This is a genomic window from Stenotrophomonas sp. KH_052 (assembly GCF_057838755.1).
Map to the genome: position 1 here is coordinate 3455918 of NZ_CM174475.1, position 23819 is coordinate 3479736.

A 23819-nucleotide genomic window follows, 5' to 3' on the forward strand; every position below is an offset into this window, starting at 1 on the left:
GCGCGCTCGCCGGGCATGGCCCGGCGCTACCGCCAAGCAAAAACGCCCGGCAGTGCCGGGCGTTTTCGTTTCAGCATGAAGCCGGTCTTACTTGATCAGGCGCAGGGTGAACGGGTAGCGGTACGCTTCACCGTTGTTGGCCTTGACCGCTGCAATGATGCAGAACACCAGGTTGATGATGCCGACGATCGGGGCCAGGATGCCGCCGATGATCACGATCATCAGGATGATGCTGATGACCATGGCGATGGTCACGGTGATCTGGAAGTTCAGGGCTTCCTTGGCCTGGTCGGTGACGAACGACTTGGCAGCATCGTCCTTGTTGATCAGCCAGATGATCAACGCGCCGATGAAGCCGGTGAAGATGCCCAGCAGGTGGGCAGCCAGGGCCATGGTGCGCTGGTCGGCCGGCACATCGGTGGTGACCGGCGGCGGCGGGACGTTATCGAATTCGCTCACGACAAAACTCCTTTTCATTGGGTGGTCTTGACCCACCAGCACCAAGCTGGTTGCGTCAGGCGGGCATAGCTTACGCCATCGACGCCATCAATCATTACCGGCGATGGTCATCCGCCCCAACAGGATCGAGCCGGTGCGGATGTGCGAGCGCGGGTCGACGTCGCTGCCGACCGCTTCGATCGAACGGAACATCTCGCGCAGGTTGCCAGCAATGGTGATGCCGTCCACCGGGAACTGGATCTCGCCGTTCTCGACACGGAAGCCGCCAGCCCCCCGCGAGTAGTCGCCGGTCACCCCGTTCACCCCCTGCCCCATCAGCTCGGTCACCAGCAGGCCGTCGCCCATCTGCCGGGCAATCTCCTGCAGGGAACCGGCGTTGGCGGCCAGCTGCAGGTTGTGCACGCCGCCGGCATTGGCGGTGGTCTGCAGGCCCAGCTTGCGCGCCGAGTAGCTGCCCAGCACATAACGCTGCAGCACGCCGTCGCGGACCAGAGCCGAGGCACGGGTAGCCACACCATCACCGTCGAAGGCGGCCGAGCGCAGGCCACGGCGCAGGTGCGGCAGTTCCTCGATCTGCATCCAGTCCGGGAACAGCTGCTGGCCGACGCTGTCCAGCAGGAAGCTGGCCTGGCGGTACAGCGCACCGCCGGACACGGCAGAGAGCAGATGGCCGACCAGGCTGCGCGCCACTTCCGGGGCGAACAGCACCGGCATGCTGCCGGTGGAAAGCGACCGTGGCTGCAGGCGGGCGACGGTGCGTTCGGCGGCACGGCGTCCGACCAGGCCCACATCCTCCAGATCTTCACGGGCCAGCGCACCGGTGTACCAGCCGTCGCGCTGCATGCCATCACCCTGGCCAGCGATCAGCGCACATCCGATCGAATGGTGGGTGCCGCGCTCACGGCCGATGAACCCATGCGAATTGGCATACACCGACAGGCTCTGCATGCTCGACACCGAGGCGCCGTCGGAATTGCGGATCTGCGCGTCAGCATCGCGGCCGGCGGTTTCACAGGCCAGGGCCAGGTCCACGGCCTCATCGGCCTGCAGCGCCCACGGATGCCAGGCATCCAGATCCGGGAAGTCGGTGGCCATCAGCACAGCCTCGGCCAGCCCGGCGGCCGGGTCGTCCTCGGTATGCCGGGCAATCGCGCAGGCCTGCTCGACGGTGGCCGCCAGGCTGGCCTCGTTCAGGTCGCCGGTGCTGGCACTGCCCTTACGCTGGCCGAAATAGACGGTCACGGCGATACCGCGGTCACGCGTGGACTGCACGGTCTCCACGTCACCGAGGCGCACATTGACCTCCAGGCCACGGTCCTCGCTGCAACTGACCTCGGCCTGGCTGGCGCCGAGCGCGCGGGCACGGTCGAGCAGCTGCTGGGAGAGGTCGGCCAGCCGTTCCAGCCGGGCCGGGCTGTCGTCACCGACGGCGACTTCAGGGGCGATCACGTTCAATGCTTTATCCTGTACAGGTTGGGCCCGGCATCACGCCGGGCGACTTTTTTTGAAATCAGGTATGGACGATGCGCGGACGCGACGAAGAAACCGGTGAATTCCATGACAAGAGCCGCAGCCAGAACCGGCGCGACGCGCTCGACGTTCTGGCCCTGGGCGAGAAGCTGGTGTCGCTGACCCCGGCCCAGCTGGCGCGCCTGCCGGTTCCGGAAGACCTGCTGCCGCACATCGCCGAGTGCAAGCGGATCACCGCCCACATCGCCCACAAGCGCCAGCTGGCGTTCCTGGCCAAACACATGCGCCGCGAAGAAGATGCCACCCTGGATGCGATCCGCGATGCGCTGGATGCCAACAGTGAGACCGGCCGCCGCGAAGTGGCGATGATGCACCGTGCCGAAGACTGGCGCGAACGCCTGCTTGCCGAGGGCGACAAGGCGCTGGCCGCCCTGCTCGATGACTACCCGCAGGCCGACCGCCAGCAGCTGCGCACGCTGGTACGCAACGCCCAGGCCGAAAAGGCCAAGAACAAGCCGCCGCGCGCCTACCGCGAGATCTTCCAGGTGCTGCGTACGCTGATGCTGCCGGCCGCGCTGGGCCTGAAGGCCAGCGACGACGAGGTCGAGGCCGACGACACGGCCGACGCCAGCGACGAGGACTGAGTCCCCGCCGGGCCTGGCGGTGGCGCTGGCCATCGCCCGGCTCAGGCCTGGGTACCGCCGACGGTGATGCCTTCGATCAGCAACGACGGCTGGCCGACGCCCACCGGCACGCTCTGGCCGTCCTTGCCACAGATGCCCACACCCTCGTCGAGGGCCAGGTCGTTGCCGACCATGCGCACCTTCTGCATGGTTTCCGGGCCGTTGCCGATCAGGGTCGCGCCCTTCACCGGCGCGGTGATCCGGCCATCCTCGATCAGGTAGGCCTCGGTGGCCGAGAACACGTACTTGCCGCTGGTGATATCGACCTGGCCGCCGCCGAAGTTCACCGCGTACAGGCCCTTCTTCACCGAACGGATCATCTCCTGCGGATCGTGCTGGCCGGCACGCATGTAGGTATTGGTCATGCGCGGCATGGTCAGGTGCGCGAACGATTCGCGGCGACCGTTGCCGGTCGGCGCCATGCCCATCAGCCGTGCGTTGAGGCTGTCCTGCATGTAGCCGACCAGGATGCCGTCCTCGATCAGCGTGGTGCACTGGGTCGGGTGGCCTTCATCGTCGATGTTCAACGAGCCACGGCGGCCATCCAGCGTGCCGTCGTCGACGATGGTCACGCCCGGGGCGGCCACGCGCTCGCCGATGCGACCGGCGTAGACGCTGGTGCCCTTGCGGTTGAAGTCACCTTCCAGACCGTGGCCGACCGCTTCGTGCAGCAGCACGCCGGGCCAACCTGGGCCGAGCACCACCGGCATCACACCGGCCGGCGCCGGCACCGCGTCCAGGTTCACCAGCGCCTGGCGCAGTGCCTCGCGGGCGAACGCTTCCGGACGTCCCTCGGCGAACAGTTCTTCATAACCATAGCGGCCACCGCCACCGGCATAGCCCGATTCACGGCGGCCGTTCTGCTCGACGATCACCTGCACGTTCAGGCGCACCAGCGGGCGCACGTCTGCGCCCAGCACACCGTCGCTGCGGGCGATCAGCACCGTATCGACACCGCCGGACAGGCTGACCATCACCTGCTTCACGCGCGGGTCGGCGGCACGCAGGTAGCCGTCCAGGCGCTTGAGTACCTCGACCTTGGCTTCATTGCCGATGCCGTCGATCGGGTCCAGCGCCGGGTACAGCGCGCGCGCGTTGCCGCGCAGCAGCGAACGCCCGGACTGGGCACCGCCTTCACGCGAGATAGCACGCGCCGACTGCGCCGCCGCCAGCAGCGCGTCGGCATGGATGTCATCGGAGTAGGCGAAGCCGGTCTTCTCCCCGGCAATCGCACGCACGCCCACGCCCTGCTCGATGGAATGGGCACCGTCCTTGACGATGCCGTCCTCCACGCTCCAGCTCTCGCGGCGGGCGTGCTGGAAGTAGAGGTCGCCGAAGTCGACACCGGGGCCGAGCAACTGGCCGAAGGTGCGCTCCAGGCCAGCGGTATCCAGGCCACCGGGGCGCAACAGGCGGTCTTGGGCAAGCGTCAGGGCGGTATCAGTCATGGTCTCGATCTGGGGATGCGGGGGCGCTCAGGCAAGCCCCGTGAACAGGAGGGCCACGCTCAGCGCGAGCGCGGCAGGTCGGTGACGGTCGGCGGAATGGCCGGTGCCGGCTTCGGCGCGGGCGGCGGAGTCTTGTCGCGGCTGCGCTCGATCACTTCCACTTTCGGCTCCTTCCATGGACCGGTCACCTTGTACGTGCGGGCGCCGATTTCGCCCAGTGGCTTGGACAATACCGCATTGGTGGCGGCACCGAGCGCAGCGCCCACCGGCCCGCCGGCCACCGCACCGACCACGGTCAGCAGGTTGCCGGCACGCGGGTTGACGTCGATGGTCTGGTCGAACTGCTGGTTGCGGAGGTCGGCCTGGCCGCGAATGGTGATGTTCGCCGCGGGGCCCTCGATCAACACCTTGTCGGTACGTGCCATGCCCTGGCCGAACTGCATGCTGCCGTCGATCTGGTTGAACGCGAAGCCCTTGGAGAAGAAGTCGCGGAAATCGAACATCAGGCGCCGCGGCAACTGGGTGACACTGAGCAGGCCCAGCACGCGGCCGGCACCCGGCTCCAGCTCCAGCAGCTGGCCATTGCGTGCATGCAGATCGAGGGTGCCCTGCAGGTTGCCCAGCTGGAAGTCTGACGGACCGCCGCTCCATGACGCCTGCAACTGCGCCCGGCCCGAGCCGCCGCGCAGCTGGCCGCCGTAGTCGAGGTTCTGCATGAGTCCACCGAGGTCTTCGCTGCGCACCTGCGCGGTCAGTTCAGTGCGCGCGCCACCACTGCGGCCCAGCCAACGGCCGCTGATGTCGATTTCCTGGTCCGGCGCGCGGAAGCGCAGCTCATCCACGTTCAGTCCGTTGCCCAGCGGTCGCGTACGCAGCACCGTCTGGCCGAGCACGACCTTGCCGAACTTGAGGTCGGCGATGTCCAGCGCGAACGGCGGCAGCTTGGCCGGGTCCATGTCATTGGCACCGGCCTGTACCCGCGCCGGCGCGGCAGCACCGGGGGACGGCGGCAGCGACTGCCAGTGCACGCGGTCGAGCTGGCCACTGATGGTGCCGCCCTCGGCGTTGGGTACCGTCAAACGGCCTGCCAGCGTAGGTCCATCCAGGCGCACGTCCAGTGCCTGCGGGCCGGGCTGCAGCTGCAGCCGGGTCTGTTCGAAGACGCCGCCGATCAGCATCAGCTTGCCGACCTGCACATCCACCGCACGCAGCGGCATTGCATCATCGTCGTCACCACCGCGGGCCAGGCTGATCCACTCCAGCGCATCCAGGGTCGGGCTGCGACCGTTGACGGTCAGCCCGCTCGGCGGGGGCTCCCGGTCAACATGATCGCTGCCCAGGGTGACCTGCACGCCGGTGCGGTTGTTGTGGCTGCGCGCGGCCAGGGCCAGACGCTGGCCGAAGGCCACGTCGATACGGCCGGCGCCCATCGGCAGCTGCGCAGCCACCGTGGTCGCCAGCGGCTCGCCGGCGGGCTTGTCCAGCGGTGCCGGCAGGTCAAGACGGGTGCCGACCAGGTCCGAGCTCAGCCGCAGTTCGCTGGGCGGGGCCGGTGCACCAGGCGCGACCTTCGGCAGGTTGACCGCGATGGTCCACGGCGAGACACCGCTGATGTAGGGCTTGAGCCAGGCCATCTCCGGCGCGCGGTCGATCAGCACGCCGGCGTCGAGGTTGGCCGATAGCTGCGATTCAAAAGCCAGTTTGCTGTCGTGCACATAGCTGCCGGCCCGCAGGCTCAGGCGACCGTCCTGACCGAGATGGCGCACCGCCAGTTCCTCGGCGCCGAAACCACCGTTGCCGTAGCGCGCCTGCCCCTGCATGTTGTCGAAGGTCAACTGGAAGCGCTTGTCGACCAGCTTCACTCCCGCCAGATCTACCGTGCCCTGCAGGTGGCCGCCACCTTCATCGTGATGCAGCGGCTGCAGCAGGTCGAAGGTCACATGCGCCGGACCCGCTGCGGTCAGGTTGTCCAGGGTGTCGCCATAATCCTTGTGCAGCGGGCTCTGCCGCAGCATCGCCAGCAGCTTGCCTGCCTCGCTCTGCGTGTCGGCGCGCACATACAGCGGCTGCTGGCCGAAGTCGGGAATACCCGCCTCGAATTTCTGCACCGCCACGCCGGCCAGGTCACCGCGCCCGCGCATGTCGAAGCCCGGCCCGATGAAGGCGATATCGGCGTCAACCTGGCGCATCAGCGGCCAGTCGTGCTGGAAGCGGATGTCGCCGTTGGTGATGTGGCCAGTGGCTTCAAAGCGACCGTCGTTGTTATCGAACGGCCAGTCGTCCAGGTCACCACTGACCAGACCGATACCGCCACGCACCTGGCCACCGGCCAGCGCCATGTCCAGCCAGTCGGTGGCGCCCTTGCTCATCCTGGAGTGGATCCAGAAGCGCTTGGCCGCGGTCATCGGCACATCGTCCAGCTTGGCGGCCAACTGCAGCCACGGCCGGGTGCCGTCACCCTGGAACCAGACCCCGCCACGCACGTCAGCGGCGTAATCGGTGCCTTCCACGCGCATCGCCGCGGTGCCGATACGCCAGCCGCCGCCCTCGTCACGCCAACCCACCACCTGGCCGGCCAGATGCAGGTCGTGGCGCACGCCAAAGCCGGTCGGCCAGTCGAACTGCAACTGGCGCTGCGGCTGCAGCTGCAGGCTGAAGCCATTGGCATCGCCCTCGAAGCGTCCGCCAAGGCCACGTAGGCCAGGCGAATGACCGACGCTGGCAAAGCCCAGCGACTGCAGCTCGCCCTCTGCCCACAACGGGCCATCGCGCTCGCCGGACAGCTGCAGCTCTGCGACATCCAGCTGCGGTTTGGACAGGAACAGCCAGCGGCGCAGCCCGGGGTCAAGGCGGTCACTCAGCGCCAGTGCGCGCAGCGCGGTGCCGGCCTGTACTTCACCGGAGCTCATCCGCAGCTGCTTGCCGACCTGCAGCTGCAGGCCATCGAGCTGCTGCTCGCCCTCTTCCGTTTTCAAGCGCAGGCGCGGTACCTGCAGTGCCCAGCCATCGGCCTGGCGTTGCCAGCGCAGGCGTGCCTGCAGGCGCTGCAGCTGCAGCTGCGGTGCAGCCAGCTCCGGCATCGGCGCGCCGTCGATGCGTACGTCGCGCAGGTCCGAATCGGTGGTCAACGCCACCGGCGCGAAATCACGCAGGGTCAGCCACAGGTTCAGTTCGCCCTTGCCCTCGCGCAGGCGAACGCCGCCGGCCGCCAGCAGTGGCGACCAGGCATGGAAATCGACCGGGTCGGCACCCAGCCAGGCCTGGCCGTTGCCGCCTGCGCGGTCCACGTCCAGTACCGCGGCCAGCGGCAGCGCATCGGTCTGGGCCCAGGCCCGCACGCCCACCCGCAGGCGCTCGCCGTTGACGCGCAGGCGCAGGTCGATGCGTGGCAGCGTGGTGTCGATGCCGAGGCCAGGGGCATGCACGCCCAGACGGCCACCGATCACCTGCAGCTCGCCCAACCGGCGCAGTGCGTCCAATGGGTCGCCACCGCTGTCGGATCGGGGCAGGCCGCGTACCGACCAGCGCCCGTCCTCACCCTGCTGCAGGTCCAGCGCCAGCCCGCGCAGGCGCAGCTCGGTCAGCGAGCGGCCCGGAAGCAGGCCGCTGTACAGCGATACCAGTACTTCGGCCTCGCCGATGGCCAGGCCCTGCCCTGCGCCGATGCGCAGGCCCTTCAGCTGCAGCAGCGGACCACGCCGGGTCCAGGCGGTCTGCAGCTGATCGAAACGGACCGGCTGGCCGGCACGCTCGCTCAGCCACGCAGCAATCTTTTCAGGATGGCGCTCGGCCAGTGGCAGCAGCTGGCTGAGCGTTCCCACCAGCAGTGCAAGCCCGACCAGGCCAACCGCGCAGGCGGCGATGAAATGACGGCGGATCCTTCGCAGTCGCAGGCGCGGCGGCGCGCTCATCGGCCACCGGAAGAAGACAGTCGGCCTGGATCAGAGCAGCACAACATCGAACTGCTCCTGCAGGTACTGCTCGTCCGCCTGGAAGCGGATGCTCTTGCCGAGGAACTCCTCAAGCTCGGCCACCGCCGAAGACTCCTCGTCGGTGATGCGCGCGACCACCTTGGTCGAGGCAATCACCAGCAGGCGCGCGGCATCGAACTGGCGCACCGCTCGGGTGATCTCGCGGAAGATCTCGTAGGTCACCGTTTCGGTGGTCTTGATGGTGCCGCGGCCACTGCACTGCGGGCAGGTTTCCGACAGCTGCCGCTCCAGGCTTTCCACCGTGCGCTTGCGGGTCATCTCCACCAGGCCCAGCGGCGAGAAGTCGTACACCGTGGTCTTGGCATGGTCGCGCGCCAGCGCCTTTTCCAGCGTGCGCAGCACCTGGCGGCGATGCTCGGCATCGTCCATGTCGATGAAGTCGATGATGATGATGCCGCCGAGGTTGCGCAGCCGCAGCTGCCTGGCCACCGCCTGCGCGGCCTCCAGGTTGGTACGGAACACCGTCTCTTCCAGGTTGCGCTGGCCAAGGAACGAGCCGGTGTTGACGTCGATGGTGGTCATCGCCTCGGTCTGGTCGATCACCAGGTAGCCGCCGGACTTCAACGGCACCTGCTTGTCCAGCGCGCGGCCGATCTCGTCCTCCACCCCGAACATGTCGAAGATCGGACGATCACCGCCGTACAGCTCGATCTTCTCGGCCAGCACCGGCATGTACTTGGCCACGAAGGCCTGCAGCTGGGCGAAGGTCTCCTTGGAGTCCACCTTCACCTTGTCCACATCCTTGCGGATCAGGTCGCGCACCGAACGCAGCGGCAGGCTCAGGTCTTCATAGATGTTGCTGCACGAGGCCGCTTCACGGCCACGACGCTCGACCACGTTCCAGACCCGCGACAGGTAGGCGACGTCCTCGGCGATGGCCTCGGCCGGCTGGCCCTCGGCATTGGTACGCACGATGTAGCCGTAGCCGCCATGCTGGGCCGACAGCTCGGTCACCAGCGTCTTCAGCCGCGCACGCTCGCCTTCATCCTCGATGCGCGCCGACACCCCCACCACCTTGGACTGCGGCAGCAGCACCATGTAACGCGAGGGAATGCTGATCTGGGTGGTCAGGCGCGCGCCCTTGGTCCCGATCGGATCCTTCACCACCTGCACCACGATGTCCTGGCCGTCGCGCAGCAGTTCGACGATCGGCACGCTGGACGGCGGTGGCAGCGTGGTGTTTTCGGTGTCGGCGCTGGCCACCGGCGCCGGCCGTACCACGTCGTTGGCGTGCAGGAACGCGGCGCGCTCCAGCCCGACCTCGACGAAGGCCGCCTGCATGCCCGGCATGACCCGCTGCACCTTGCCCTTGTAGATGTTGCCGACCACACCCCGGCGCCAACCGCGCTCGATGTGCAGTTCCTGCAGCATGCCGTTCTCGATCACCGCGACCCGGGTTTCGCGCGGGGTCACATTGACCAGGATTTCCTCAGACATCGGCAGCCTCCCTGGCGGCATCAGCAGTTGTGGCCGGCACGCCGCAGCGCGACAGCAGACGATCGGTATGCAGCAGTGGCAGCCCCATGACACCGGAGTAGCTGCCGGAAAGATGTTCGATCCAGCGCTCGGCACCGCCCTGGATGGCGTAGGCGCCGGCCTTGTCCAGCGGCTCGCCGGTGGCCACGTAGTCGGCGATGTCGGCGCTGTCGATCGGGGCAAAGGTCACCTCGGAAACGACCAGCTCGCTGTCCAGGCCTTCCGCGCCGACCACCACCACGGCGGTCATCACCTGGTGGGTACGCCCGGCAAGCCGCGCCAGCATCGCCCGCGCGTCGGTAGCATCGGCCGGCTTGCCGAACACCTCGCCGTCCAGCACCACCTCGGTGTCCGAGCCGAGCACCCGCGCCTGCGGGTCATCGGCCAGCACCCGGGCCAGGCCGGCACGTGCCTTGTCGGCTGCGACCCGGCAGACATACTGTTCGGCGCTTTCAGCGGGCGCGCGCTGCTCGACGACCTCCAGGTCCAGGGCCTGGAAGGGGCGTCCGAGTCGGGCCAGCAGCTGGTTGCGTCGGGGGGAGCGGGAAGCAAGATAGAGCATCGGCACAGCATAACCTGAGGCCGCCACCTGAATCGTCGGCAACCCCTCGCGGTACGCTTCCAACCCCGAACAGGCTCACAGCGCGTTCATCGCTACGACACCACCCTCACCGCACAACAAGGAGATCCCATGCGCCTGACCGCCACCCCGCTGCTGCTCGCCCTGTCCCTCGCCCTTGGAACCTCGATGACCGCCCATGCTGCCCCGTCGTCGCCGTCGATCGCCGCCCCGGCCGAAGGCACCCTGCTGAACATCTCGTCCAACGCCGAAGCCACCCGCGTGCCGGACGTGGCCACCTTGTCGGCCGGCGTGGTCACCCAGGCCGCCGATGGCAACAGCGCGATGCGCCAGAACGCCCAGCAGATGGATAAGGTGCTGGCCGCGATCAAGGCGGCCGGCATTGCCGAGCGTGACGTGCAGACCAGCGGCGTCAGCCTCAACCCGCAGTACCGCTATGCCGACAACGAGGCGCCGAAGATCACCGGCTACCAGGCCAGCAACACGGTCAGCCTGAAGGTCCGCGACATCGCCAAGCTCGGCAAGGTGCTGGACGCACTGGCCGCGCAGGGCGCCAACCAGATCAACGGCCCCAGCTTCGAGATCGACCAGCCGGAACCGGTCTATGACGAAGCCCGCCTGGCTGCACTGAAGAAGGCCCAGGCCCGCGCCCAGACCTATGCCAAGTCGCTGGGCCTGCAGGTCCGTCGCATCGTCAGCATTTCCGAGAACGCCGGCGGCGGCTACCGCCCGATGCCGATGATGCGGGCAATGTCGGCCGGCGCCGCAATGGACAAGGCCACCCCGGTCGCGCCGGGCGAGTCGACCGTCTCGGTCAACCTGGATGTGGTGTTCGAACTGGGTCGCTGATCCCGTTAGTCATTGCCGACAAAGGCGGATCCCGCAGGGGATCCGCCTTTTTTCATGCCCGCGGCCGGCACTGGCTGAAGGCCAGCCCAACGATCGCCCCCCTGCCTCTAGGCAGTAGCCGCCGCGCCGCGCTACTGATGCACTGCCAGCCGCGTGCGGCAACCCCGTCATCGGCCCTGGTGCGTTGAGGACTTCGTCACTGGCATGGAGGTGGACCATGGTTCGTACGTATCCCGTTGCATCCCCGCACTTCGACCCCGCCCGCGTTGCCGCCTGGAGCGCGGCCATCGCCCTGCATCTGATCGCGCTGCTGATGTTGCTGATCCCGGCGACCTACCAGGCCGTCACCGCACTGCCCCGCGACAACACCACGGTGCGCCTGATCCCGAAGGAACAGCCCAGACCACCGGAGCCGCCCAAGCTGCCCACTGACCCGGAACAGGTACAGGTCAAGGCCGAACCACGGCAGCAGACCGTGCCCACGCCATTGCCCGCCCCCACCGCCACCGTCGAGGAGGCACAGGGCATCGTCCTGCCTGCTGCTGATCCTGCGCCGGTGCAGGCGGCCCCTAGCATCGATAGCTCGACGCCGCTGGCCGGTGCCCAACTGCAGTATCGCAGCGCCCCGCCGCCGACCTACCCGGTTCCGGCGCTGCGCAACCACGAGCAGGGCACGGTGCTGCTGCGGGTGGAAGTGGACAACAGCGGTCAACCGGTGGTGGTCAGCATCGAGCGCAGCAGCGGTTCGCGCAGCCTGGACCAGGCCGCACGCCAGCAGGTACTGAAGCACTGGCGCTTCGAACCCGCCCAGCGTGAAGGCGTGGCAGTGCCGGCCATCGGCCTGGTGCCGGTGCAGTTCTCGCTGCCGGACTGAGCCTCTCCGAGCGCCGGCCCGGCACGCGCCGGGTCGGCCTGGAAGGTCGAAATGCCAGATTCAGCAAAGTCCGTCCTTAAGCGTTACGGATTAAGCAAAATTTCACGACTTCGTCACCCGTTGGAAACCTAGATTGGCCCGTCCCGGAACCTTCCGGAGACAGCCCTCAACGCTAAGGTTTTCCAGTTAGGAGAGAAGCTGTGAAACACCCGATCCAACGGCCCGCCAGCCGCCGCCGCTGCACCCTGGCATCGTCCATCACCCATATCCTTACCGGCGGCACCCTGCTGCTGGTTGGCGCCGTGGCTTCCACCTCCGCCTTCGCGCAGGAAAAGGCCACCAACCTGGACCGGATCACGGTCACCGGCTCGAACATTCCGCGCACCAACACCGAAACACCGTCCCCGGTGCAGGTGGTGACCCGCCAGGAAATCGACCGTACCGGCAAGACCACGGTTGCTGAATACCTGCAGACATTGACTGCCGATGGTTCCGGCTCCATTCCCAAGACCTTCGGCAACGGCTTCGCCGGCGGTGGCGCCGGCATTTCGTTGCGTGGTCTGGGCGCGGGTTCGACCCTTGTCCTGCTGAATGGCCGCCGCATGGCCACCTATGGCCTGGCCGATGACGGCCAGAAGGTCTTCACCGACCTGAGCACCATCCCGCTCGACGCCGTTGAACGCGTCGAAGTGCTGAAGGACGGCGCCTCGGCGATCTATGGCTCCGACGCCATCGCCGGCGTGGTCAACATCATCCTGCGCAGCGATTTCCAGGGTGCGATCCTTCGCGGCTCCTACGGCGTTTCCGGCGACGGCGATGGCGACGCGAAGAAGGCGACCCTGACCGCCGGTACCGGCGACCTCGCCACCGATGGCTGGAATGCATTCTTCAGCCTGGATGTGGCAAAGACCGATGCGATCAAGATCAGCGACCGCAAGAACCGCAAGTGGATCGGCACCGGTGATACCCGCCCGTGGGGTTATGGCAACAACGCCCAGTTCCTGGGTGGTGCCTTCCTCAGCGGCAAGACCCGCGGCGTGTTGGTCCGAACGGTTCGGTGTATGACGATCGCAATGTAACCAAGGAAAACCCCGCCTTCCTGGTCGCACTGCCGGGCTGTGCTGGCCTGACCACGATTCCGGGCCAGACCGAAGCCTCGGCACAGGCGCAGGGCTGCCTGTGGGATCCGAACCAGCTGTATCGCGACCTGACCCCCGAAGAGAAGTACATCAACGTGTTCGGTCGCGCCAGCTTCGCCTTTGGTGAAGGGGGTGAGATCTACACCGAAATCGGCTACTCGAAGAAGGAAACGACCTTCAGCAATACACCTTCCGGCGTATCCGGCAGCTGGGGTTTCCCAGAGGGTCCCGTCAACGGCAACAGCGGCCCGGGCGCGGTCGTGCTCGGCCCCAACCACCCGGACAATCCGATCCCGGGCCAGGCCTCGCGCCTGCGCTATTCGGCATGGGATGTCGGTCCGCGCGTGACCAACAACACCAACGAGTTCACTCGCTTCCTGGTCGGCGTCAAGGGCAACTGGGGTGACTGGAGCTACGACACCGCATACCTGCACTCCGGCACCGACCTGGTCAACAAGCGCACCGGTTTCCTCAACTACGACAACGTACGTTGCGCACTGGCCAACCCGAACTGCGCCGGTGGTGTTTGGCGCATCGGTGACAACGCGGGCATGAACTCGCAGGCGTTGTACGACTTCATCTCGCCGGATATCAGCGCCCGCGCCAAGTCGAGCCTGGACATGTTCGACTTCACCGTGTCGCGCAGCCTGATGGACCTCAAGGGCGGCCCGCTGGGCCTGGCACTGGGTACTGAATGGCGCAAGACCAGCAACAGCCTGACCCCGCAGACCTACACCGACAAGGGCCAGATCATTGGCCTGGGCTATTCGGCCTATGACGGCACGCAGAACGTGTACGCCGGCTACGTCGAACTGTCGGCCCCCGTACTGGAAAGCCTGGAACTGTCCGGTGCTGTGCGCTACGACAAGTATGAAAGCGGCGAAGGCAAGGCCACGCCGAAGATCGGCATCAAGTGGACCCCGGCCGACTGGATCGCACTGCGCGGCAGCTATGCCGAAGGCTTCCGTGCACCGAACCCGGCCGAGAACGGCGATGGCGGCCTGGCAGCGTTCTCCAATGCATCCGATCCGGTGCGCTGCCCGGGCGGCAACCCGGCACCGGGTGCCACTGGGGATGACTGCGGTGCCCTGCCGGTCGCCATCATCACCCGACCGAACAAGGACCTGAAGCCGGAAGAGTCGAAGAGCTACTCGGTGGGTATCGTCCTGCAGCCGACGTCCACGACTTCGCTGACCATCGATGCCTGGCAGATCAAGCGCACCAACGAAATCGCCCAGGGCAGCACCGCCGAAGCAATTGCTGCCGGCAACGTACTGCGTGACACCAACCTGCTCAATGGCGTACCCGGCACCGGCAGCATCCTGGCGGTCAACACGCAGTACATCAACGCCGCATCGACCCGGGTACGGGGTATCGATACCGATATCCGCCAGACCTTCGACATCGGTCCGGGTCAGCTGGAGATGGATCTGCAGTGGAGCCATGTGCTCAAGTTCGAGCGCACCGATGCCGACGTGACGGTTGACTACGCGGGTACTCACGGCAACTGCGACGTGACCAACTGCATCGGCACGCCGAAGGACCGCATCAACTTCGGCACCACCTGGCGGCAGGGCCCGTGGAGCGTCAGCGGTGTCGCCAACTACATCTCGAAGATGGACAACAAGGACTTCCGTGGTCCGGACGGCTCGTATCTGTTCGCGTATGCGGACGGCACCGACGTCAAGAAGATCTCCTCGTTCACCACGTTCGACCTGTCGGGCCGCTGGAACATCACTGACGCGTTCGAGTTGAATGCCTCGGTGCAGAACGTGTTCGATCGGATTGCGCCGCTGGATCCGTCCACCTACGGCGGCGTGAACTACAACCCGTTGCACTTCAGCGGTGCCATCGGTCGTTACTTCACCGTCGGTGCCAAGTACACCTTCAAGTAATACAGGCACCATCCGTCAACGCAGTACCTTCGAAGGCCCGGGCATCTGCCCGGGCCTTCGTCGTTCTGCCCCTTGCAGGCATGTTCACAAGCACATGGCTACCGTGTGCACGCGGCATCACCGCCGCAGGGGATTTCCATGGCCGCGACATCGCAACGCCTGGGCCTGCCCGCGTTGATCGCACTGGTGGTCGGCTCGATGGTGGGCGCGGGAATATTTTCATTGCCGCAGAACGTGGCACGCAGCGCCGGCCCGGCCGCTGCGCTGATCGGCTGGGCGCTGAGCGGCGCCGGCATGCTGATGCTGGCCTTCGTGTTCCAGGCCCTGGCCAACCGCCGTCCGGACCTGGACACCGGCATCTATGCCTATGCGCGCGAAGGTTTCGGCAACTACATCGGTTTTTCCGCAGCGTGGGGCTACTGGGTCGCTTCGGTACTGGGCAATGCCAGCTTCTTCGTACTGATCTTCAGCGGGCTTGGCCACTTCATGCCCGTCTTCGGTGAAGGCAATACCCCCGCCGCAGTGGCGGCCTCGTCGCTGCTGCTGTGGGCCGTACACCTGCTGGTGCTGCGCGGCCTGCGTACTGCCGCCATCGTCAACGGACTGGTGACGGTGGCCAAGCTGTTGCCGATCGCACTGTTCCTGGTGCTTGCTGCCGGTGCGTTCCGTCTCGACGTGTTCCGTGCCGATTTCTTCGGCACGCCTGCACTCGGCGATCTCGGCCAGCAGCTGCGCGGCATGATGCTGGTCACCGTCTGGGTGTTCATCGGCATCGAAGGCGCCAGCATCTACTCACGTCGCGCCGCCCGCCGCGCCGATGTCGGCCGCGCTACGGTGATCGGCTTCGTGGGTGTGTGGCTGCTGCTGGTGCTGGTCAGCCTGCTGTCGATGGGCGTGCTGTCACAGGCGGAACTGGCAGGCCTGCCCAATCCTTCGATGGCCTATGTGCTGCGCGCCATCGTCGGCGAATGGGGCGCGACGGTGATCATCGTCGGCTCGATCATTTCCGTGCTGGGTGCGCTGCTGGCCTGGGTGCTGCTGTGCGCCGAAGTGCTGTACGCCGCCGCAGGCGATGGCACGATGCCCGCATTCCTCGGCCGCGAAAACGCGCGCGGTGTGCCGGCCAATGCACTCTGGTTGAGCAACGGGCTGATCCAGTTGTTCCTGCTGCTGGTGCTGGTCAATTCCGGCAGCTACACCGGACTGGTGCTGCTGGCCGCATCGATGAGCCTGGTGCCATATTTCCTGTCCACCGCGTTCGGTGTGCAGCTGGCCTGGCGCGGTCACGCCTACGCCGGTGAGCCGGGTGTGCGCTGGCGCGATTTCGCGGTTGCGCTGCTGGCCAGCGCGTATGCACTGTGGCTGGTATATGCCGGCGGCCTCGACAACCTGCTGCTGTCGGTGCTGCTGTATGTGCCGGGCGTGGTGCTGTTCGCGCTGACCCGGCACCAGCGCGGCGATCAGGTATTCACGCGCTGGGAATGGGTGCTGTTCGCTGCGATCCTGGTTGTGGCGGTTGCTACGCTGGCGGCGTTCTGGCGAGGAGCACTGACACTGTAGAGCCGAGCCCGCGCTCGGCTGCTGCTGGGTAGAGTCGAGCTTGCTCGACGCTACGAAGCAGAGCGGCTCCATATGGTTCGACTCTACAAGACCCTGGGCAGCATGCCGATATCGCGCATCCAGCGTTCGGCCAGATGCGGCCACTCCGCCACCGGCGCGTCCTTCACACGCAGGCCGAAGGCATGGCCGCCACGCGCAAACAGATGCATTTCCACCGGTACGCCCGCGCCGATCAGCGCACGGTAATAGGTCAATGATTCGCGCACGTCATCGGTTGGGTCATCGGTCGCCTGCACGATGAAGGTCGGCGGCACCGCATCATCCACGACAATGTCGCCGGCCAGCGACAGCCCGTGCTTCGCACCGGTCCACAGATGCCCGGAGTACATCACCATCGCGAAATCCGGGCGGCTCGGCTGCGCATCTGCGGCATCGACCGCAACGTAGCTGCGCGCGTCATGCGTGCTCAATCCAGCCACCACGTGGCCACCGGCGGAAAAGCCGATGACCCCCACCCGCTTCGGATCAATCTTCCAGCGCTCTGCCTGCGCACGCAGCAGGCCCATCGCACGCTGTGCATCCTGCAGCGCCATCGGCACCGCTGGAATGTCCCGGCAGTTGCAGTCGCTATCCCAGTTCGGCCCCGATGCCGGCACACGGTACTTCAGCAGCGCGCAGGTGATGCCCTGGCCGGTCAACCAGTCGCAGATCTCGCTGCCTTCCAGATCCATCGCCAACACACGGTAGCCTCCGCCGGGCACCACCAACACCGCCGTCCCGTTGCCACCACCCTTGGCGGGAAACACAGTCAGCGTCGGCACGGCCACGTTCGCAGCATCGCCCAGCGTTCGCCGCTGGCTTTCGAGATGGTATCCCTGAGCTCTTCGGGCCCTTTCAGTTTCGGTGGTGCCGTTACCTTGCCCGCCGGCCACAGCGGCATCTCGGTGCTGCCCGGTGGTGGCTGCCAGGTCGGCGTTACCGCCATCGCCGCGCAGGGCGACAATGCAAGCAGCACTGCAATGGCAATGACAGACGCACGCATATCCGACTTCCCTATGGATGAAGAAGGATTGTAGGGCCGGACAATCGACGCAAAAAAAAACCTGCATCTCGCGATGCAGGTTTCTCAAGGTGGCGCCCGAAGTTGGACTCGAACCAACGACCCCCTGATTAACAGTCAAGTGCTCTAACCGGCTGAGCTATTCGGGCAGACGACTAGTATAACCACTCTTCACGCGCGATGGTAGGGGTGATTTGCCAACATCGCCGCAGCGCGATACAGCTGTTCGGCCACCACCAGCCGTACCAGCATGTGTGGCAGGGTCAGCGGGCCGATCGACCACTTCTCATCGGCCAGCGCCGAGACCTCCGGCGAATGTCCTTCCGGCCCACCGATCAGGAATGCGAGATCCCTGCCCTGCCCGCGCCAATGTTCCAAGCGCTGTGCAAGCTGCTCGGAACTGAGCTGGCGACCCGGTACATCCAGCGCCACCACGTAGGCATTCTTCGGCAGCGCAGCGATCACCCGCTTGCCTTCATCCTCGGTGGCGCGGCGCGGATCACGGCCCTTGCCACGCAGGCCCGGCTCGATTTCCACCAGTTCGAAGGGCAGCCAGTGCGAAAGACGCTTCTGGTACTCGGCGAAACCCTGCGCGACCCAGCTGGGTGCGCGTTCGCCGGTAGCGATCAGTCGGGCTTTCATCAACGGTCCTCCAAAACGTCGACGGCGCCATCGGCGCCGTCGAAGGGGTGCATCAACGTGTGGCTCAGGCCACTTCGTCGTCGTCGCGGGACGGCGGCTGGTCGCCGACGGTCCACAGGCGCTCGAGCGCATAGAACTCGCGCACGCGCGGCAGCATCACGTGGACGATCACGTCGCCCAGGTCCACCAGCACCCACTCGGCCTCGCGCTCGCCTTCCACACCCAGCGGCATGACATCGATCTTCTTGGCAAAACGCACGACTTCATCGGCAATCGACTTGACGTGGCGGGTCGACGTACCCGACACGACCACCATGTAGTCGGCAACGCTGGAGCGGCCACGCACGTCGATCTCGACCGGGTCCTTGGCCTTCAGGTCTTCAGTGGCTTGGCGGACGCTGGCCAGCAGTTCCGGCACGGACGGCGGCGGGCTGGGCAGATCGACCTTGATGGTCTGGGGCTGGGTCTGGTTGCTCAAAGTGGATCGACTCGATAAACGTAGGGGCGATTATACGGGGATGCTGCGGCCGCGCCATTCACGGCGTGGCCGGGCGGTACAGGCCGTGTGCAGCGACATAGTCGGCCACGGCCGGTGGCAACAGCGCCCGCCAGGGGCCGGAGCCGGCAATCTGCGCACGCACGGCACTGGCCGATTCCGCGCGCAGGGGGTGGTGCAGGCGCAGGATACGCCCGGCCGGGCTGGCAAACAGGGCCTGCTCGCTGTCGGTCCAGCGCCCCTCCAGTGCCCGGCCCAGCTCGCCGTCCACCGAAGCCTGCAACGGGCTGCCGGGGCGCTCTGCCACCACGAAATGGGCCAACCCGAACAGGGCTTCCCACTCGTGCCAGCTGGGCAGGCCAAGCAGGCTGTCGGCCCCCACCAGCCAGGCGAGCGGTCTGCTGGGACCGAGTTCCCCGCGCAGGTCGCGCAGGGTATCGACGGTATAGGACGGGCGGCCGGGAAAGCGCGCAGCGCGATCCAGTTCGCGGCGGTCCAACAGCAGGCCCGGCTCGTCGCCAATGGCCAGCGACAGCATGGTGCAGCGCTGTTCGGCGGTGGCACCGGGCAGCGCACGGTGTGGCGGGTCGGCAGCGGGCAGCATGCGCACCGCCACCTGCAGTTCGTCTCGCGCGGCGCGTGCGATCGCCAGGTGGCCGAGGTGCACCGGATCAAAGGTGCCCCCGTAATAGATCCGCAGGCTCATTGACTCAGGCCCGCGCCAGCAGGCGCACGGCACGCGGTTCGGCCACGGCCACCAGCAGGCGCTCCAGCGCCAGCCAGCCATCGCCGTCGGCGCGGCCCTTGGCGATGCGGTCGACCAGCCCGGCCTCCGCCACGAAGCGTTCCCAGCGCTTGCCTTCCGGGTGCCGCTGCAGCGCGCGCTTGTACGGCGCCTGCCGCGACTCCCATATGCCACGGGACTTCATTTCGGCGGCCAGGTTGCCGCCACGCGCCTGCACCCGTGCCAGGCCGGCACCGGCCAGCAGTTCACGGATCACGATCGGCATCAGTGCAGCCACGGCTTCGCCTTCACCACGCAGGCCGGCCAGCATGCGCAGCACCGCCGGCGCCTGCCCGGAGAAGGTGGCTTCCACCAGCCGGAACACGTCGTAGCGGGCCGCATCGGCCACCAGCGACTCCATCCGTTCCACATCCAGCGGCTGGCCATCGGCCAGCAGCGCCAGTTTGTCGATTTCCTGCACGGCAGCCAGCAGGTTGCCTTCCACCCGTTCGGCCAGCCGCTGCACCGCGGCCGGATCGGCGCGCAGGCCTTTGCCACGCAGGCGGCGCTCGATCCAGTCCGGCAGTTCGTGCGGCTTGATCGCCCACGCCACCGACAGCACGCCGATGCGGTTGACCGCCTCGGCCCACTTGCCCTGATGGGCCTTGCTCCATTCGTTGGCGGTGATCATCAGCACCACGTCCGGCGCCGGGTTGGCACAGAACTGGCTGATCACCTCCGCCCCGTCCTTGCCCGGCTTGCCGCTGGGCAGGCGCACCTCGACCAGGCGGCGGGCGCTGAACAGGCTGGGCGCGTTGAACGTTGCGTCAAGCTGGTTCCAGTCGAAATCGCGACCGTCCGCGTCGAACACCTCGCGCTCGCCGATGCCGGCGGCACGTGCACGCGCGCGGACGGCATCCGCCGCCTCCAGTACGCGCAGGGTTTCCGGCCCGGCAATCAGATAGACCGGCGCCAGCGGGGTGTCAGCGCCCTGGCTGGCCAGCTGCTCCGGACGCAGTTCCATCGTCGCGGCTCAGTGCTTCACTGCAGGGGCCGGAGCGGCCGGGACCGCATCCTCGACCGGCGGGGTCTTCGGTGCAGACAGGCTGCCACCCTTCTCGATCTCGGCGCGGACCACGCTGTCGATGCGGCGGATGATCGAAGCGGACATTTCCCGGCGCAGCTCGGTGGCCAGGATTTCGCGTTCGGTGGTGGTACCGGTGGCGTCGGTCGGCGGCGACACGTAGTCGCGCGACAGCTCGATCACCTGCTGCGGCACCAGATCGCTGCCATCCTCGCGGCGGAAGATGAAGATCACCGCATAGCGCAGGCTGTATTCCTGTGCACGGCCCTGCGAGTCGATGGCAATCGGCAGATCGCCCCAGCGTTCGGACAGCACCTGCAACTGGGTGCTGGGCTCCTTGCTGTCCTCATCGGCCAGCCTGGCGCCGGACGCCAGCAGGTTGCGGTTGAGCAGCTTGACCAGTTCGCTGTACGGCGCAGTGGAAACCACCTTCACCGGTGCCGTATCGGTCGGCAGCATCAGCTTGTTGCGCAGATGGAAACCGCAGCCGGCAAGGCCGAGGGCAAGAACGAGGGCAAGCAGGATTCGGGTCATGGAGACAGTCTGGCGGAGCCGGGCGATCACGGCAACACACAGCCTGCCCGAAGCCGCGTGAATGCAGGGCCATCAAGTGCCTGGCCCTGCACCGGAAAGAGCACCGGCCCCCCGTGGGCGGCCGGTACGGGAAGCATCAGGCGACGACGATGTTCACGATCTTGCCCGGGACAATGATGATCTTGCGCACCGTCAGGCCTTCCATGAACTTGGCCGCGTTGGGCTCGGCCAGCGCCAACGCCTCGACCTGTTCGCGCGGGGCGTCGGCCGCCACCTCGATGGTGCCACGCAGCTTGCCGTTGACCTGCACGGCCAGGGTCAGCGCATCGCGCACCAGCGCGGCGGCGTCGGCCTGCGGGAATGGCTGGTCTTCCAGCAGCGTCTCGCCGTGGCCCAGCACCTGCCACAGCGTGTGGCTGGCGTGCGGGGTAATCGGGTTGAGCAGCAGTACGATGGCCTGCAGCGCTTCCTGGCGTACCGCACGGCCCTGGTCGCTGCCATCGTCGAACTTGGCCAGCGCGTTCATCAGCTCCATCACTGCAGCGATGGCGGTGTTGAAGCTGTGACGGCGGCCGTAGTCGTCGCCGACCTTGCCGATGGTTTCATGGGTCTTGCGGCGCAGCGCCTTCTGGCTGGCATCCAGCACGGCCACGTCCAGCGCCGGTGCGGCACCGTCGGCAGCGTGCTTCTGTACCTGCGCCCACAAGCGACGCAGGAATCGGGCCATGCCATCCACGCCCGCTTCGTTCCACTCCAGCGACTGTTCCGGCGGCGCAGCGAACATCGAGAACAGGCGCACGGTGTCGGCGCCGTACTTGCCGACCATCGCCTGCGGGTCCACGCCGTTGTTCTTCGACTTGGACATCTTCTCGGTGCCACCGACCACCACCGGCTGGCCGTCGGCGATCAGGGTGGCACCGGTGATGCGGCCGCGCTCGTCACGCTGCACGTCCACATCGGCCGGGTTGATCCAGTCCCTGGAACCATCCGGGTTCGGGCGGTAATAGGTTTCGGCGATCACCATGCCCTGGCACAGCAGGTTGCGTGCCGGTTCATTGCTGTCCACCATCCGCGCGTCGCGCAGCAGCTTGTGGTAGAAGCGGAAATACATCAGGTGCAGGATCGCGTGCTCGATGCCGCCGATGTACTGGTCGACCGGCAGCCAGTAGTTGCCGCGCTTGTCCACCGCATCGCGCGCACCCGGCGAGGTGTAACGGGCGTAGTACCAGCTCGACTCCATGAAGGTGTCGAAGGTATCGGTCTCGCGCTCGGCCGCGCCGCCGCACTCCGGGCAGGTGGTCTTGCGCCATTCGGGATCGGTCTTGATCGGCGAGCCGGTACCGGCGAACGCCACATCCTCCGGCAGCACCACCGGCAGCTGTTCTTCCGGCACCGGCACCGCACCGCACTTGGCGCAGTAGATCACCGGAATCGGGCAGCCCCAGTAGCGCTGGCGGCTCACGCCCCAGTCGCGCAGGCGGTAGTTGACGCGACGCTGGCCCTGCGCCTTGCGCTCGAAACGCTCGGCCAGGGCTTCGAAGGCGCCCTGGAAGTCCAGGCCGTCGAACTCGGCTGAGTTCACCAGCTCGAAGGCACGGCTCTTGTCGCTGTACCAGTCCTGCCAGCGGGTGGCGTCCCAGCTGCGCTCTTCTTCGCTGCGCGGATCCTTCAGCGCGATGACCTGCACGATCGGCAGGCCATACTTGTTGGCCACTTCGTTGTCACGCTGGTCATGGCCGGGAACGGCCATCACCGCACCGGTGCCGTAACCCATCAGCACAAAGTTGGCGACCCACACCGGCACCTGCTCGCCGGTGACCGGATGGATGGCGCGCAGGCCGGTATCCATGCCGCGCTTTTCCTGGGTTTCCAGCTCGGCCTCGGACACGCCGCCCTGCTTCAGGTCGGCCAGCAGTGCCGCCAGTTCAGGGTTGTTCTTCGCTGCGTGCAGCGCCAGCGGATGCTCGGCGGCGATCGACACGAAGGTCACGCCCATCACGGTGTCCGGACGGGTGGTGAACACGCGCAGCGGATCCAGCACGCCACCGTCGACATCACGCACGTCGAACTGGATTTCCAGGCCCTCGGAACGGCCGATCCAGTTGCGCTGCATGGTCTTGACCGATTCCGGCCAGCCGTCCAGCTCGTCCAGGCCGTCCAGCAGCTCCTGGGCGTAGTCGGTGATGCGCAGGAACCACTGCGGGATCTCGCGCTTCTCGACCAGCGCACCGGAGCGCCAGCCGCGGCCATCAATGACCTGCTCGTTGGCCAGCACGGTCTGGTCGACCGGGTCCCAGTTCACCACCGCGTTGCGGCGGTAGGCCAGGCCCTTGCGCATCAGGCGGGTGAACATGCGCTGCTCGTGGACGTAGTAATCCGGGCGGCAGGTGGCGAATTCGCGCGACCAGTCGATGGCGTAGCCCAGCGACTTCAGCTGGGTCCGCATGTGGTCGATGTTCTTGTAGGTCCACGCCGCCGGCGCGGTCTTGTTCTTGATCGCAGCGTTTTCCGCCGGCAGGCCGAATGCGTCCCAGCCCATTGGCTGCAGCACGTTATGGCCGGTCATGCGCTTGTAGCGGCTGATCACGTCGCCGATCGTGTAGTTGCGCACATGGCCCATGTGCAGCGCGCCGGACGGGTACGGAAGCATCGACAGGCAGTAGTACTTCGGCTTGTCCGAGGCTTCATCGACCTCGAAGGCACGGGTGGCATCCCAGTACTGCTGGGCGGCGGATTCAACCTGCTGCGGATCGTAAACGTTGGGTTCGACGCTGGTCATGTAACACGCGGTTGCGGCGGCAAAGCGGTACAGCGTACCGCAGTGCGGCAAATGGCTCCAATCCCGCCCGCCCGA

Annotated in this window: 17 protein-coding genes, 1 tRNA gene and 1 pseudogene; 5 read left to right on the plus strand and 14 right to left on the minus strand. The window is 66.8% G+C overall.

Annotated elements, in window-relative coordinates; genetic code table 11:
• Positions 1–87: 87 nt before the first annotated feature.
• Both AC3ITW_RS15970 and pmbA read right to left on the minus strand, forming a co-directional pair.
• The gene (locus AC3ITW_RS15970; RefSeq protein WP_012511754.1) at positions 88–459 is read right to left on the minus strand and encodes a DUF4870 domain-containing protein; all 372 of its coding nucleotides are present in this window, start codon (positions 457–459) and stop codon (positions 88–90) included.
• Positions 460–546: 87 nt separating this feature from the next.
• A complete protein-coding gene (pmbA, locus tag AC3ITW_RS15975; protein ID WP_485618116.1) occupies positions 547–1914 on the minus strand; it encodes a metalloprotease PmbA in 1368 nt (455 codons plus the stop codon).
• A 68-nt stretch (positions 1915–1982) separates the two neighbouring features.
• Here pmbA and yjgA point away from each other — a divergent pair, with 68 nt between their 5' ends.
• Positions 1983–2573, plus strand: coding sequence for a ribosome biogenesis factor YjgA (yjgA, locus tag AC3ITW_RS15980; RefSeq protein WP_012511756.1), 591 nt, complete (start codon positions 1983–1985; stop codon positions 2571–2573).
• A 41-nt stretch (positions 2574–2614) separates the two neighbouring features.
• Here yjgA and tldD read toward each other — a convergent pair whose 3' ends face one another.
• From tldD to AC3ITW_RS16000, 4 genes are read right to left on the minus strand one after another with little or no spacing between them, the layout of a single operon-like run.
• On the minus strand, positions 2615–4060 hold the full coding sequence (gene tldD / locus AC3ITW_RS15985; protein WP_006382111.1) for a metalloprotease TldD: 1446 nt from the start codon (positions 4058–4060) through the stop codon (positions 2615–2617).
• Positions 4061–4119: 59 nt separating this feature from the next.
• Entirely contained in the window at positions 4120–7971 is a 3852-nt protein-coding gene (locus AC3ITW_RS15990; protein ID WP_489389716.1) for a YhdP family protein, read from the minus strand.
• Positions 7972–8001: 30 nt separating this feature from the next.
• On the minus strand, positions 8002–9489 hold the full coding sequence (gene rng, locus AC3ITW_RS15995; protein ID WP_100435072.1) for a ribonuclease G: 1488 nt from the start codon (positions 9487–9489) through the stop codon (positions 8002–8004).
• Positions 9482–10090, minus strand: coding sequence for a Maf family nucleotide pyrophosphatase (locus AC3ITW_RS16000; RefSeq protein WP_012511758.1), 609 nt, complete (start codon positions 10088–10090; stop codon positions 9482–9484). Before AC3ITW_RS16000 ends, rng begins: the two co-directional genes overlap by 8 nt.
• A gap of 129 nt (positions 10091–10219) precedes the next feature.
• Here AC3ITW_RS16000 and AC3ITW_RS16005 point away from each other — a divergent pair, with 129 nt between their 5' ends.
• The 4 genes and pseudogenes from AC3ITW_RS16005 (at position 10220) to AC3ITW_RS16020 (ending at position 16425) form a co-directional block, all read left to right on the plus strand.
• The gene (locus tag AC3ITW_RS16005) at positions 10220–10957 is read left to right on the plus strand and encodes an SIMPL domain-containing protein (RefSeq protein WP_046983566.1); all 738 of its coding nucleotides are present in this window, start codon (positions 10220–10222) and stop codon (positions 10955–10957) included.
• Between the two features lie 217 nt (positions 10958–11174).
• The gene (locus tag AC3ITW_RS16010; RefSeq protein WP_065724414.1) at positions 11175–11831 is read left to right on the plus strand and encodes an energy transducer TonB; all 657 of its coding nucleotides are present in this window, start codon (positions 11175–11177) and stop codon (positions 11829–11831) included.
• Positions 11832–12031: 200 nt separating this feature from the next.
• Positions 12032–14865: pseudogene (locus tag AC3ITW_RS16015) on the plus strand (TonB-dependent receptor).
• A 138-nt stretch (positions 14866–15003) separates the two neighbouring features.
• Positions 15004–16425, plus strand: a complete 1422-nt coding sequence (locus AC3ITW_RS16020; protein WP_100435074.1) for a basic amino acid/polyamine antiporter — start codon at positions 15004–15006, stop codon at positions 16423–16425.
• A gap of 83 nt (positions 16426–16508) precedes the next feature.
• On the opposite strand, the gene AC3ITW_RS16025 is transcribed toward AC3ITW_RS16020, so the two are convergent.
• The 8 genes from AC3ITW_RS16025 to leuS all read right to left on the minus strand — a co-directional run bounded on the left by AC3ITW_RS16025 (position 16509) and on the right by leuS (position 23744).
• Positions 16509–17534, minus strand: coding sequence for an alpha/beta hydrolase (locus AC3ITW_RS16025; protein WP_489389717.1), 1026 nt, complete (start codon positions 17532–17534; stop codon positions 16509–16511).
• A 23-nt stretch (positions 17535–17557) separates the two neighbouring features.
• A tRNA-Asn gene (locus tag AC3ITW_RS16030) sits at positions 17558–17634 on the minus strand.
• A 22-nt stretch (positions 17635–17656) separates the two neighbouring features.
• On the minus strand, positions 17657–18127 hold the full coding sequence (gene rlmH / locus AC3ITW_RS16035) for a 23S rRNA (pseudouridine(1915)-N(3))-methyltransferase RlmH (protein ID WP_012511763.1): 471 nt from the start codon (positions 18125–18127) through the stop codon (positions 17657–17659).
• Positions 18128–18191: 64 nt separating this feature from the next.
• The gene (gene rsfS, locus AC3ITW_RS16040) at positions 18192–18605 is read right to left on the minus strand and encodes a ribosome silencing factor (protein ID WP_012511764.1); all 414 of its coding nucleotides are present in this window, start codon (positions 18603–18605) and stop codon (positions 18192–18194) included.
• A gap of 58 nt (positions 18606–18663) precedes the next feature.
• A complete protein-coding gene (nadD, locus tag AC3ITW_RS16045) occupies positions 18664–19329 on the minus strand; it encodes a nicotinate-nucleotide adenylyltransferase (protein WP_012511765.1) in 666 nt (221 codons plus the stop codon).
• 4 nt (positions 19330–19333) lie between these two features.
• Positions 19334–20371, minus strand: a complete 1038-nt coding sequence (holA, locus tag AC3ITW_RS16050) for a DNA polymerase III subunit delta (RefSeq protein ID WP_489389718.1) — start codon at positions 20369–20371, stop codon at positions 19334–19336.
• A 9-nt stretch (positions 20372–20380) separates the two neighbouring features.
• Positions 20381–20965, minus strand: coding sequence for an LPS-assembly lipoprotein LptE (locus AC3ITW_RS16055; protein WP_012511767.1), 585 nt, complete (start codon positions 20963–20965; stop codon positions 20381–20383).
• Between the two features lie 136 nt (positions 20966–21101).
• Positions 21102–23744, minus strand: coding sequence for a leucine--tRNA ligase (gene leuS / locus AC3ITW_RS16060; RefSeq protein WP_012511768.1), 2643 nt, complete (start codon positions 23742–23744; stop codon positions 21102–21104).
• Positions 23745–23819 lie beyond the last annotated feature (75 nt).